General features: G+C 65.8%; 11 protein-coding genes, 1 pseudogene and 1 riboswitch. Of the genes and pseudogenes, 10 read left to right on the forward strand and 2 right to left on the reverse strand.

Features of this window, described 5'->3' with window-relative positions:
- Positions 1-73 precede the first annotated feature (73 nt).
- The 7 genes from araB to AB4Y79_RS21005 all read left to right on the forward strand — a co-directional run bounded on the left by araB (position 74) and on the right by AB4Y79_RS21005 (position 6,562).
- Positions 74-1,822 (forward strand): ribulokinase, encoded by a 1,749-nt coding sequence (gene araB, locus AB4Y79_RS20975; protein WP_441866024.1) that lies wholly within the window; start codon positions 74-76, stop codon positions 1,820-1,822.
- On the forward strand, positions 1,819-2,547 hold the full coding sequence (locus AB4Y79_RS20980) for an L-ribulose-5-phosphate 4-epimerase (protein ID WP_441866026.1): 729 nt from the start codon (positions 1,819-1,821) through the stop codon (positions 2,545-2,547). Before araB ends, AB4Y79_RS20980 begins: the two co-directional genes overlap by 4 nt.
- 69 nt (positions 2,548-2,616) lie before the next feature.
- Positions 2,617-4,137, forward strand: coding sequence for an L-arabinose isomerase (gene araA / locus AB4Y79_RS20985; RefSeq protein WP_441866028.1), 1,521 nt, complete (start codon positions 2,617-2,619; stop codon positions 4,135-4,137).
- 4 nt (positions 4,138-4,141) lie between these two features.
- Positions 4,142-5,161 carry a LacI family DNA-binding transcriptional regulator gene (locus AB4Y79_RS20990; protein WP_441866030.1) on the forward strand — a complete coding sequence of 340 codons (1,020 nt, stop codon included), beginning with the start codon at positions 4,142-4,144 and terminating at the stop codon, positions 5,159-5,161.
- A gap of 99 nt (positions 5,162-5,260) precedes the next feature.
- Positions 5,261-5,464, forward strand: a complete 204-nt coding sequence (locus tag AB4Y79_RS20995; RefSeq protein WP_441866032.1) for a hypothetical protein — start codon at positions 5,261-5,263, stop codon at positions 5,462-5,464.
- A 93-nt stretch (positions 5,465-5,557) separates the two neighbouring features.
- Complete coding sequence (locus tag AB4Y79_RS21000) at positions 5,558-5,860, forward strand: DUF4193 domain-containing protein (RefSeq protein WP_018762118.1); 303 nt, start codon at positions 5,558-5,560, stop codon at positions 5,858-5,860.
- 156 nt (positions 5,861-6,016) lie between these two features.
- The gene (locus AB4Y79_RS21005; protein ID WP_441866034.1) at positions 6,017-6,562 is read left to right on the forward strand and encodes an AMIN-like domain-containing (lipo)protein; all 546 of its coding nucleotides are present in this window, start codon (positions 6,017-6,019) and stop codon (positions 6,560-6,562) included.
- A 56-nt stretch (positions 6,563-6,618) separates the two neighbouring features.
- Here AB4Y79_RS21005 and AB4Y79_RS21010 read toward each other — a convergent pair whose 3' ends face one another.
- Positions 6,619-8,175 (reverse strand): APC family permease, encoded by a 1,557-nt coding sequence (locus AB4Y79_RS21010; RefSeq protein ID WP_441866036.1) that lies wholly within the window; start codon positions 8,173-8,175, stop codon positions 6,619-6,621.
- A gap of 221 nt (positions 8,176-8,396) precedes the next feature.
- Between AB4Y79_RS21010 and AB4Y79_RS21015 the strand changes: the two genes are divergently transcribed.
- The gene (locus tag AB4Y79_RS21015) at positions 8,397-8,876 is read left to right on the forward strand and encodes a Dps family protein (RefSeq protein WP_308932036.1); all 480 of its coding nucleotides are present in this window, start codon (positions 8,397-8,399) and stop codon (positions 8,874-8,876) included.
- Between the two features lie 82 nt (positions 8,877-8,958).
- On the opposite strand, the gene AB4Y79_RS21020 is transcribed toward AB4Y79_RS21015, so the two are convergent.
- The gene (locus AB4Y79_RS21020) at positions 8,959-10,518 is read right to left on the reverse strand and encodes an MFS transporter (protein ID WP_441866039.1); all 1,560 of its coding nucleotides are present in this window, start codon (positions 10,516-10,518) and stop codon (positions 8,959-8,961) included.
- A gap of 83 nt (positions 10,519-10,601) precedes the next feature.
- Between AB4Y79_RS21020 and AB4Y79_RS21025 the strand changes: the two genes are divergently transcribed.
- Together AB4Y79_RS21025 and AB4Y79_RS21030 are read left to right on the forward strand one after the other, a co-directional pair.
- Entirely contained in the window at positions 10,602-11,138 is a 537-nt protein-coding gene (locus AB4Y79_RS21025; RefSeq protein ID WP_441866041.1) for a TetR/AcrR family transcriptional regulator, read from the forward strand.
- A 110-nt stretch (positions 11,139-11,248) separates the two neighbouring features.
- A riboswitch (glycine riboswitch) is annotated at positions 11,249-11,345 on the forward strand.
- Positions 11,346-11,531: 186 nt separating this feature from the next.
- Positions 11,532-13,195 (forward strand): annotated as a pseudogene (locus AB4Y79_RS21030) (glycine dehydrogenase (aminomethyl-transferring)); the annotation flags it as partial.

A 13,195-nucleotide genomic window follows, 5' to 3' on the forward strand; every position in this document is an offset into this window, starting at 1 on the left:
GCAGCACTTAGCTTGACCCTGACCCTACAAAACCCGGTAATGAGGCCCGCGCCTCCCGGATGGAGGCAACCCCATGCCAGATGCGTTGTTCACTTCCAGCTCCGAGCCCCGCCACGACCACTGCGTCGTTGGGGTGGACTATGGAACCCTTTCGGGCCGTGCCGTGGTGGTGCGGGTCCGCGACGGCAAGGAGCTCGGCAGCGCTGTTTATGAGTATCCGCATGCGGTGGTGACGGACTCCCTGCCCAACGACGTGGCGGGCGACGACGGGGCACGGCTTCCCGGGGAATGGGCGCTTCAGGTGCCCAACGACTACCGGGACGTCCTGCGCATGGCGGTCCCTGCCGCGGTGGCTGACGCGGGGATCGACCCGGCCGCCGTCGTCGGTATTGCCACGGACTTCACCGCCTGCACCATGGTGCCCGTCAAAGCCGACGGCACCCCCTTGAACGAACTGCCGGGCTATGCCAACCGGCCGCATGCGTATGTGAAGCTCTGGCGCCACCACGCCGCCCAGGGGCAGGCCGACCGCATTAACCGGCTTGCGGCCGAACGGGGCGAGGACTGGCTTCCGCGATACGGGGGCCTGATCTCGTCCGAGTGGGAATTCGCCAAAGGACTGCAGCTGCTGGAAGAGGATCCGGAGGCCTACGCCGAGATGGACCACTGGGTGGAGGCGGCCGACTGGATCGTGTGGCAGCTTAGCGGCCGTTATGTCCGCAACGCCTGCACCGCCGGCTACAAAGGCATCTACCAGGACGGGCGGTACCCGTCGGAGGAGTTCCTGGCCGCGCTGAACCCGGATTTCAAGGATTTTGTTGGTTCGAAGCTGGAGCACACCATTGGCCGGTTGGGTGACGCCGCCGGCACCCTGACGGCGGAGGCGGCAGCCTGGACCGGTTTGCCCGAGGGCATCGCCGTGGCCGTGGGAAACGTTGACGCCCATGTCACGGCACCGGCTGCGAAAGCAGTTGACTCCGGCCAGCTGGTGGCCATCATGGGCACCTCCACCTGCCATGTCATGAATGGCACCGAACTGCGTGAAGTACCGGGCATGTGCGGGGCGGTGGACGGTGGCATCGTTCCCGGGCTGTGGGGCTATGAGGCAGGACAGTCCGGCGTGGGGGACATCTTCGGCTGGTTCACCAAGTACGGCGTCCCGCCGGAATACCACCAGGCGGCCGAAACCGCAGGCCTGGGCATTCACGAATACCTCACGGAACTGGCCTCCCGGCAGGCTATTGGGGAGCATGGATTGATTGCGCTGGACTGGCACTCGGGCAACCGTTCGGTGCTGGTGGACCATGAGCTTTCCGGGATTGTGGTGGGGCAGACCCTGGCCACCCGGCCCGAGGACACCTACCGTGCGCTGTTGGAGGCCACGGCGTTCGGGACCCGCACGATTGTGGACGCTTTCCGTGATGCCGGGGTGCCGGTCAAGGAGTTCATTGTGGCCGGCGGGTTGCTGAAGAACAGGCTGCTGATGCAGATTTATGCGGACGCCACCGGGTTGCAGCTCTCCACCATTGGTTCGGAGCAGGGCCCGGCCCTGGGATCGGCGATCCACGCCGCCGTCGCTGCCGGTGAGTACGCTGACATCCGCGAGGCCGCCGCCGCGATGGGTGCCGAACCCGGTGAGGTCTACACGCCAATCCCGGAAAACGTGGCCGCCTACGAGGAACTGTTCCAGGAGTACAAAGCCCTGCACGACTACTTCGGCCGCGGCACCAATGACGTGATGCACCGGCTCAAGGCCATCCAGCGCAGGGCGACCGGCTCGCTCCTGGGTTCCGGCTCTGCTGCCGTGGAGGTGCCGGCATGAGCGCCCGAAATGGGTCCGAAGCCGCACTCCTGGAGACGATCGCACGGGTCCGGGACGAGGTGTGTGCGCTGCACGCTGAGCTGACCCGGTATGAACTGGTGGTGTGGACCGCCGGCAACGTCTCTGCCCGGGTGCCGGGACATGAGTTGATGGTGATCAAGCCTTCCGGTGTCTCCTATCAGGACCTCACCCGCGAACAGATGGTGGTCACTGATCTCTACGGGGTGCCGGTCCGGGGCACCAACATGGGCGGCGGGGGAACGGTGGATTGGGGCAACCCGCCGCTGTCGCCGTCCTCGGATACCGCCGCGCACGCCTACGTGTACCGGCACATGCCCGAGGTGGGCGGGGTGGTGCACACGCACTCGACCTACGCCACCGCCTGGGCCGCCCGGGGTGAGGCCATCCCGTGCGTGCTGACCATGATGGGCGATGAGTTCGGCGGGTCCATCCCGGTGGGCCCATTCGCGCTGATCGGGGATGACTCGATCGGCCACGGAATCGTGGAGACCCTGAAAAACTCCAACTCACCCGCGGTGCTGATGCAGAACCATGGCCCTTTCACGATCGGCAAGGACGCCCGGTCCGCCGTGAAAGCCGCGGTGATGTGTGAGGAAGTGGCCCGCACCGTGCACATTTCACGGCAACTGGGCGAGCCGCTGACCATCGACCAGGGCTCCATCGACTCCCTCTACGCCCGCTACCAAAACGTCTACGGCCAGTAACAAACCCCGGCCAGTAATCCAGCCCCGGCCAATGAACCGGCCCGCCCCGCACACTTTCCAGGAGTACCCATGAATACCGCAGCAAACACTTCCCTCGACGGTTACGAGGTCTGGTTCCTCACCGGCAGCCAGCACCTGTACGGGGAGGAAGTCCTGAAGCAGGTGGCCGCGCAGTCGCAGGAGATCGCCAACCAGCTCAACGCCTCCTCCGCCGTCCCGGTGCGGATCGTCTGGAAGCCGGTCCTGACCGATTCAGACGCCATCCGCCGGACCGCGCTGGAGGCGAACTCGGATGATTCGGTGATCGGTGTCACGGCCTGGATGCACACCTTCAGCCCGGCCAAGATGTGGATCTCCGGCCTGGACCTGCTGCGCAAGCCCCTGCTGCACCTGCATACCCAGGCCAACCGCGACCTGCCGTGGGCGGACATCGATTTCGACTTCATGAACCTGAACCAGGCCGCGCACGGTGACCGCGAGTTCGGGTACATCCAGTCCCGGCTGGGCATCGCCCGGAAGACCGTCGTCGGTCACGTCTCCAACCCGGAGGTGGCACGCCAGGTGGGCGTTTGGCAGCGCGCCGCCGCCGGCTGGGCCGCCGTCCGGACCCTGAAACTGACCCGCTTCGGGGACAACATGCGCAACGTCGCCGTCACCGAAGGCGACAAGACCGAGGCCGAGCTGCGCTTCGGCGTCGCCGTGAACACCTGGTCCGTCAACGAGCTCGCCGACGCCGTGCACGGCGCGGCGGAGGCCGACGTCGACGCCCTCGTTGCCGAATACCAGGACCTGTATGACGTGGTGCCGGAGCTCCGCGCAGGCGCGGCCCGACACGAATCCCTCCGCTACGGCGCCCGGATCGAACTCGGCCTGCGCAGCTTCCTGGAGGCCAACGGCTCGGCCGCGTTCACCACCTCCTTCGAAGACCTCGGGGCGCTCCGGCAGCTTCCCGGCCTGGCGGTGCAGCGACTGATGGCCGCCGGCTACGGGTTCGGCGCCGAAGGCGACTGGAAGACCGCCATCCTGGTCCGCGCCGCGAAGGTGATGGGCGCGGGCCTGCCCGGCGGCGCGTCCCTGATGGAGGACTACACCTACCACCTCGAACCCGGCGCCGAGAAAATCCTGGGCGCCCACATGCTCGAGGTCTGCCCCTCCCTCACGGCATCCAAGCCTCGCCTGGAAATCCACCCGCTGGGCATCGGCGGCAAGGAAGACCCCGTCCGGCTGGTGTTCGACGCCGACGCGTCCGCGGGGGTCGTCGTCGCCCTGTCCGACATGCGCGACCGCTTCCGCCTCGTGGCCAACGCCGTCGACGTCGTCCCCTTGGACCAGCCGCTGCCCAACCTGCCCGTGGCCCGCGCCCTCTGGGAGCCCAAACCGGACTTCGCCACCTCCGCCGCAGCCTGGCTCACCGCCGGCGCCGCCCACCACACCGTGCTCTCCACCCAAGTTGGCATGGACGTCTTCGAGGACTTCGCCGAAATCGCCAAAACCGAACTCCTCACCATCGATGAAGGCACCACCATCCGCCAATTCAAGAAAGACCTGAACTGGAACGCCGCCTACTACAAACTCGCCGGCGGGATCTGATCCCGTGGCGCAGCCCAGCTCCCGGCCCCGGCGGTTGCCAAGGCTTGAGGACGTGGCGGGGCTGGCCGGGGTCTCGCACCAAACCGTCTCGCGGGTGGTCAACAACCACCCCAACGTCAGCACGGGGACACGGCACAAGGTGGAAGCGGCGATTGCCGAACTTGGCTACCGCCGCAACACTGCCGCCCGCAGCCTGGTCACCCGGCGCTCGCAAACCATCGGTGTCTTGGGCAGCGAGCTGTCGCAGTACGGCCCCGCCAACACCATGCTGGGAGTCGAACGGGCGGCGCGGGACGCAGGGTACTTTGTCAGCGTTGCTGCGCTGCGGGAAGTCACCAGGGACTCGATCCTGGACGCCGTCAGGCACTTCCTGGACCAATCGGTGGACGGAATAGTGGTGATTGTTCCGCACTTGGCCACGTTGGCGGCGCTGGCGGAATTGCCTATTGGCGTTCCGGTGGTGGCCGTTGGCTCCGACGGGAATGACGCTGTTGGCGGTGTCCGGGTGGACCAGCGCAAGGGAGCCGAACTGGCCGTCCGGCACCTCTTAGCGCAGGGCCACACCCGGATCGGGCACGTCGCGGGGCCGCAGGACTGGATTGACGCCGTGGCGCGGTCCGACGGCTGGCGCTCCACCCTGGCGGCCGCCGGGCTTGAGGCGGATCTTCTGATCGAGGGAGACTGGAGCGCCGGCAGCGGCTACGACATTGGCCGGCGGCTGGCGGCTGACCGGCGCGCCACCGCCCTCTTCGTGGGCAACGACCAGATGGCACTGGGGATCCTGCGTGCCTTGAACGAAGCAGGCCTGGACGTGCCGAAGGACGTTTCCCTGGTGGGCTTCGATGACCAACCCGAATCCGCGTACTTCAGCCCGCCGCTGACGGTGGTCCGGCAGGATTTCGAAGAACTGGGCAGGCGCTGTATGCAGATGATGCTCACGACGTTCGACGGCGCAGAGGGACCGCGGACTCTTGTGGTGCAGCCGGAACTGGTCCTGCGCAGCAGCACGGCGCCACCTGCCTGAAGAACCCCCTGAAGAATCCTCCTGGATTCGGCAACGGATTTAATCCGGGGGAGACCGGGGCGAAACGTGGCCACAACAATGCCTGCGTAGGTTTCAGGGATGACGGCTACCCTGCTTGCCCGGCTCCGCGACTGGGCCCTGGACACCTTTACCTGTGAATCCGAGTCCCAGGCCACCGCGGCGATGGCCGACGCCACCCGGTGGGGGTGGCTCCCGGCACTGAGCGGTGTGTCCGTCGGAGCCGACCAGGCCCGGTCGGAGCACGCCCGGACAGGCGCTGCTACCGGCGAAATGTCTGCTTGACCACACTATTGCGCCGGTAGCGGGATCATGGCCTAAACTGCTGCACTGAGGTGCCTGAAATGGCGCTGTGCAGCAACGAAAGTGAACACGCTAATGGCTACCGATTACGATGCTCCACGCAAGCAGGAAGAAGAGTCTCCCGCTGACTCCCTCGAGGCCCTCCAGGCGTCCCGGAGCGGCAACGCGCAGACCGCAGTCATCGATGTCGACGAGAACGACACCGCTGAAGGCATCGACCTCCCCGGCGCCGACCTGTCCAACGAGGAACTCACCGTCATTGTGGTTCCCGAGCAGTCCGACGAATTCACCTGTTCGTCCTGCTTCCTGGTCCGCCACCGGTCGCAGGTGGCCCGCGAAAAGGACGGCCTGAAGTACTGCCGCGACTGCGAGGGCTGACCCCTACCCGTTCTTTCCGGCGCCGGTTGCCCCTGTGGGGTGGCCGGCGCCGCGTTGTCTCACGCCGCCGTCGTTACCAAAATGCTCCCTCGTTTCCGGCTTCCAACGCTCCTACGCTGGAAGCATCCAATGGCTTTATTCCTGGCTGGCGCGGCAATGAAAAAATTCTCTGTTTGGCTCTCGGCCATCCTGCTGGCCGTGGGGGTGGGATTCGTGTCCTCGGGCCCGGCGTCCGCCGCCCCATACTGCGGCCTCACCTGGGGCTCGCTGGCGAAATCCGGCCAGGATACCGGTACGGCATCCGTCACGAACGTCAGGACGGGCCAGCACTACTGCTTCGACCGGCTGGTTGTGGACCTCAACGGGCCCGCCGTCTCCTACACAGTGCAGTACGTACCCCGGATCGAGCAGGAGGGCTCGGGGTCCGTCATTCCCGTCAGGGGCGGTGCACGCCTGCACATCAGCATCAAGGCCCCCTCCTACGACCAAAACGGGAACCCCACCTACACCCCCGGAAACACCACTGAACTGAGCAACGTTTCCGGGTACCAGACTTTCCGCCACGTGGTTTCCGCGGGAAGCTTCGAGGGCTACACAAGCCTGGGACTGGGCGTGCGGGCGCGCCTGCCGTTCCGTGTACTCACCTTGGATGGGCCGGGCTCCGGCTCCCGCTTGGTGGTGGACGTGGCGCACTACTGGTGACAACGAAAAAGGTGCCGTGCCCCGGGCGGGGCACGGCACCTTTCGTACTTACTGACCTATTCCGGGACCACCAGGGCGGGCGTGTCCTTCTTGAGCGTTTCGCCGCGGAAGAAGCCCGGGTGCGTGCGGGACACCACCAGCATGACGACGGCGCCCAGGGCCAGTATGCCGATGCCCAGGATGAACACCAGGCCCACACCGAAGACCTCCGAACCACTGCCGAACTCCGGCGCCAGGCTGTCCACGGCGGTCTGGACGAACACCACGAACAATCCCACCCCGCCCACTACAGGGCAGACCAACCGCAGCACGAAGTGGCGCATGCTGTTGAACAGGCTGTGGCGGAAGTACCAGGTGCAGGCCAGCGCCGTAAGGCCGTAGTAGAAGCAGATCATCAGGCCCAGGGCCAGGATGGTGTCATTCAGGACGTTTTCGCTGACCACATGCATCACCGCGTAGAACCCGGCGGACAGGATTCCGGCGGCAATGGTGGCGTAGCCCGGCGTCGCGAACTTCCTGCTGATCCGGCTGAACGGTTCCGGCAGGGCGCCGTAGTGCGCCATGGCCAGCAGGCTCCGGGACGGCGACATGAACGTGGACTGCAGTGAAGCCGCGGAGCTGGACAGCACGGCGAGGGACATCAGGATGGCGAAGGGGCCCATGATGGGGGAGGCCAGGGCCGTGAAGATGTTCTCTTGGTTGTCCGCGTTGTTCAGGCCGTTGCCGGTATCCCCGACGCCGGCGAACATCATGGTGGCGATGCTGACCAGGAGGTAGATGGCCAGGACGATCACGGCGGTGAGGGTGCCGGCCAGTCCGGCAGTCTTCTGGCCGTTCGCTGTTTCCTCGTTGACCGTGAGGCACACATCCCAGCCCCAGTACACGAAGATTGACAGCGAGATGCCGGCGGCAATCTGGCCGAACGTCTCGATCTTGGTGACGTCGAACCAGTCCCAGCTGAACGGGATTGCCGTTTCGGACGTGGACCAGTTGGCGAAGGCCATGGCAACGAACAGGCCCAGGACCAACAGCTGGAATCCCACCAGGCTGTATTGCACCACTTTGGTGGTGTGCAGGCCGCGGTAGCTCACCCAGACTGCCAGCGCCACGAACACGAAGCAGGTAATGACGTTCAGCGCCTTGTTGTCCGCGAGGCCTGCCAGCTCGGGGGAGCCTGCGACCTGGGACAGGAAGAGATAGAAGAAATCGACGGCGACGCCGGCCAGGTTGGACAGCACGACGATGTTGGCGGCCAGCAGGCCCCAACCGCCCATCCAGCCGATCCAGGGGCCGAACGCTTTGGTGACCCAGGTAAAGGTGGTGCCGCTGTCCGGGGAATCGGCGTTGAGTTCCCGGTAGGCGAGCGAGACCAGGATCATGGGGATGAAACCGATCAGGAAGATGACTGGCAGCTGGAGCCCGGCTTCGTTGACGGTGGGTCCAAGCGCGCTGGTAAGCGTGTAAGCGGGGGCGATGGTTGAAATGCCCAGGACGACGACGGCGAGGAGCCCGAGCTGGCCGCCCTTGAGTCCCTTGGCGCTGATGCCGTCCGCGGACGGCGCATGGGCATGGGGACCGGATTTTGAGGTACTGGTGCGGATTGTCTCTGTCATGGCACCACTTTCTGGAAGGCCGTGAGACGGAGGTCACTATATGAATGGCGTTCATTTAGTATGAGGGTGCCGGCCCTGTGATGCAAGACGCAATATGAATCACGTTCGTTTATGACTGATCTCCATAATTAGTAAGCTCACTGAGAAATTTCCGGATTGCCCACCGCAGGGCCGTCCGTCGCTGGTAGCGTCGGCCTTACTGGACCAATCGAGGAGGATGCATGAAAGCTTCACCGACCCTGACCAACAACCTGCAGGCTGTCCTGGCGGACCTGATCGAACTGCACATCCAGGGCAAGCAGGCGCACTGGAACATTGTGGGAACCAATTTCCGCGACCTCCACCTGCAGCTCGACGAAATCGTCGACGCGGCCCGTCAGTTCGCCGACGACACGGCCGAACGCATGCGCGCCCTGCACGCCCTGCCGGATGGCCGCAGCGCCACCGTTGCCGAATCCACCAGTCTGGCCCAGTTCCCCGAGGGGCTGATCAGCACCAAGGACGCTATTGACCGGATCGTGGCCGCCCTCGAAGCTGCCGTGGGCACCATGCGGAAAGTCCATGACGAGGTGGATGAGGAAGACCCCACCTCCGCGGATCTCCTGCACGAGTTCATCGCCCGGCTGGAGCAGTTCGCCTGGATGGTGCAGGCCGAAAACATGAAGCCCACGGCCAGCGTCACTGCCGCGGACTCCAAGTAAGCCACGCGTCCCGCAGTTGGACGTGTGGGCGCCCGGTACCGGAACTGATCCGGTACCGGGCAATTTTTTTGCCTTCGTTGGGTCAGGCGGCCTTCGGCACCTTGCGGAGGACGACGGCGGCCAGGACTGCCGCCGTCGCCATCAGCACCAGCCCAATCGCCGCCGTGATGTGCACGCCGGAATCGAACGCAGCGGCGGCGGCATCCCGGACGGCGTCGGCCAGCGGGCCGGGCAGGACGGCGGCCGCTTCCATGGCGCCGGCCAGCGTTTCCCCGGCATTGTGCAGCGAAGTCCCCGGGAGCATGGCGTCCAATCCGGCCGGGAGGTGCAGGTTGTGCTGGTAGGAGGCAGTCAGGATGGATCCCAAGACGGCCGTACCCAGCAATGAGCCCACCTCGTAGCCTGTTTCGGAAATGGCGGCAGCGGCACCGGATTTTTCCGGCGGAGCGGATCCCAGGATGAGGTCGTTCGAAATGGTTTCCGCCGTCCCCACGCCCAGCGCCAGGATCAGCAGCGCCGCCAGCAGCAGTGCGGGGCCGCCGTCGTGGTTGCCGAACGTCACCAGGCTGTAGCCCGTAGCGCTGAAAGCCAGGCCGGCACCCACCACATACCCCGGCCGCACTTTGCGGACCAGCGGCACCACCACCAAGCCGGCAACCACTGTGGCCGCGAGTGCCGGAATCATTGCCACGCCCGCGGCGGACGGGGTCAGGCCCTCAAGGAGCTGGAGATGCTGGGCAAGGAACAGGATGAAACCATTGAAGGAAAACAGGGCCAGGATGTTGGCACTGATGGCCATGCTGAACACCCGGTTCCGGAACAGCGACATATCCAGCAGGGGGTGTTCCAGGCGGTGCTGGCGCCGCACGAACACTACGCCCATCGCCAGGCCGAAAGCCATGCTGCCGAGGCCGGCCGGGCCTGGCCCCTCGGTGGCAATGTCCTTGATGCCGTAGACCGTGGGAACCATCACCAGCATGGACAAAAGGATGCTCGGGACATCCACTCTCCCCGGCGACGGGTCCTTGGATTCCGGGATCAAGATCCGCCCGAGCGCCAGCAGGGGAAGCATGAGCGGCACCGCCACCAGGAAAATGGCGCCCCACCAGAAGTGCTCCACCAGCCAGCCCCCGAAGATCGGCCCCAGAGCGGCTCCACCCGAAAAACCTGCCGCCCAGATGGCGATGGCCATCCGCCGGCGGTTGGGCTCCGGGAAGATGTTGCGGATCAGCGACAACGTGGATGGCATCAGCATCGCCCCGAAGAAACCCAGTGCTGCCCGTCCGGCGATCAGCCACTCCGCGGTGGGCGCAAAAGCCGTCGCGGCGGACAGGCCGGCAAAGCCCATGCTGCCGATGATCAGCAGCCGGCGCCGCCCGATCCTGTCGCCAAGGCTTCCCATCGACACCAGGAGTCCGGCCAATACCAGCGGATAGGCGTCAATAATCCACAGCAGGTGTACGCCGGAGGGTTCCAGGGCGCGGGTGATGGCCGGCAAGGCGAACGTCAGGGCGGTGTTGTCCACGGCGACGAGCAGCACTGGGAACATGAGGAGCCCCAGCGCGAGCCAGTCGCGCCGCGGGGAGCGTGTGGCTGGCCCGCTGGCGGGTGCGGGCGCCAGGGTTGAGGGGGAAGTCGTCATGGAATAACTATACCGTCCAGACGGTATAGTTTGAAATGCGGCGATTTCCCGTTTCTCCGCCGCCGCGGGGCATGATGGGAAGCATGCCTCGACAGCCAGTAGCCCGTGATGCGGTCCTTGACGCCTTCGAAACCCTGCTGATCGACGTGGGGGAGCGGGCGGCCACGCTTGATGCAGTCGCCAAGAAGGCCGGCGTATCCAAGGGTGGCCTGCTCTACCACTTCCCCAACAAGGAAGCGCTCATTGAGGTGCTGCTGGACCGGTTGGACGGGCTGGCCAAGGAGGACGCCGATGCCATGGCCGCGGCCGGCGAGGGGGCGGCTGCCTACTTCATTCGGTCCTCCGTGTGGGCGGACACTCCGCTGGACCGGGCCATCGTCGCCGCCACCAGGCTTGCGGAGGTGGCGCACCAGGAAACGCGGCGGCGTTTCGCAGCTATCCAGCAGCGGTGGCTGGATGAGATCGCGGCCGATGTGGGGCCGGGGCTGGCTAAGGCGGTCCTCTACATGGGGGACGGGCTGTATTTCAATGCCATGCTGTCCGTCGGCCCGGCGCCGCAAGGGGGAGCGGACGCTGACGTGGCGGAACTCCTGGCAGCTCTGGAGCGGCTCCGCAGGTAGCCTTCGCCATTTGCCGGGAAGGGTTGCGGCATAGGACAATGGAATGTTGTGAGGGCTGTCACCGGCCCGAATGATCCAGTACATGACTGGTCCAACAAGTGAATAGCCTTTGATCTGCGGCGGGAGAGTTCTGCCGGTGTACAGGCAGGCGCCGTAGGAGCAAATCCTCCCCAGGAATCTCGCAGGCCCCCGTACCGCCGCGGCGAGGCACCTCTGGAAAGCAGCAGGCGGTTCTCCTGTCCCGATTGGGGCGCGGAGCTGCTGTGCTCACCGACGGTGCAAGCGGGTCCTGCCAGGCAGGAACCGCGGAAACTCTCAGGTCCAATACAGAGCGGGGAGGAACCCGACTAGCTGTGGCGTACCCTGCGCCGCCTGAGTAAATGGAGTTCCTTCGTGCCGGTTAGCCCAGCCTCCACCACCTTCGTAGACCGCCATATTGGCGCGCGCCGCCAGGCCGACGTCGACACCATGCTCAAAGCCGTTGGCTACGACACTGTCGACTCCCTGGTTGACACCGCCGTTCCTAAAGTCATCCGCCAGGAAACCGCCCTTCGCCTGCAGGACGCCCTCAGCGAAGTGGAAGTCCTCACCGAACTCCGGAAGCTGGCCGCAAAGAACAAAACGGCCGTGCAACTGATCGGACAGGGCTACTACGACACCGTCACGCCGCCGGTGATCCGCCGGAACATCCTGGAATCGCCGGCTTGGTACACCGCCTACACCCCGTACCAGCCTGAGATCTCGCAGGGCCGGCTCGAGGCACTGCTGAATTTCCAGACCATGGTCCAGGACCTGGTGGGACTGCCCATCGCCAACGCCTCGCTGCTGGATGAAGCCACCGCCGTGGCGGAAGCCGTGCTGCTGATGCGCCGGTCCAACAAGGCCAAGCCCGCCGCCGACGGCAAGACCGTCCTGGACATCGACGTGCTGCCGCAGACCATTGCCATCGTCCAGGGCCGGGCCGAGGCGCTCGGCTTCGAGGTCGAGGTTGCGGACCTGTCCCAAGGCCTGCCCGAGGGCGACATTAACGGCATCGTGCTGCAGCAGCCCGGCGTTTCGGGCCGGGTCTGGGACCAGTCCGGCGTCATCGCAGCCGCCAAGGAGCGCGGCGCTCTGGTCACCGTTGCCGCGGATCTGCTGGCGCTGACCCTGATCACGCCTCCGGGCGAGCAGGGCGCGGACATTGCGGTCGGTTCCGCCCAGCGTTTTGGCGTGCCGTTGTTCTTCGGCGGCCCGCATGCCGCGTATATGGCTGTCCGCAAGGGCCTGGAGCGGTCGCTGCCCGGCCGTCTGGTGGGCGTGTCCAAGGATGACGCCGGTGTTCCCGCCTACCGCCTGGCGCTGCAGACCCGTGAGCAGCACATCCGCCGCGAAAAAGCGACGTCCAACATCTGCACCGCGCAGGCGCTGCTGGCCATCGTCGCCTCCATGTACGCCGTCTACCACGGCCCGGACGGCCTGAAGGCGATCGCCGAAACGGCCCACGGCCACGCCCGCAGCCTGGCTGCCTCGCTTGCTGCTGCGGGAGTCAAGGTCCTGCACCAGAGCTTCTTCGACACCCTGACTGTGCGGGTCCCCGGACGCGCGGCCGCCATCATGGCCGACGCCGAGGCACGCAGCATCAACCTGCGCCTCATCGACGCCGACACGGTGGGCATCTCCCTGGACGAAACCACGACGCCGGCCATCGTCGCCGAGGTTGCCGGGATCTTCGGTGGCACGATTGCCGATCACGCTGGCTTTGCGCTGGAGACCGCAGTCGAGCGTTCCTCCGACTACCTGCAGCATCCGGTGTTCAACACCCACCGCTCCGAGACCCAACTGCTGCGCTACATCCGCAAGCTCTCGGACCGGGACCTGGCTCTGGACCGGACCATGATCCCGCTGGGCTCCTGCACCATGAAGCTCAACGCCACGGCCGAGATGGAGGCCATTTCCTGGCCGGAGTTCGCCTCGATCCACCCGTTCGCCCCGGACTCCCAGACCGCAGGTTGGCGCGAGCTGATTTCCGGCCTCGAAGCCGACCTCGCCGAGATTACCGGCTATGACCAGGTGTC

Origin of the sequence: Pseudarthrobacter sp. YAF2 (assembly GCF_052113345.1) — a bacterium.
Taxonomy (GTDB): domain Bacteria; phylum Actinomycetota; class Actinomycetes; order Actinomycetales; family Micrococcaceae; genus Arthrobacter.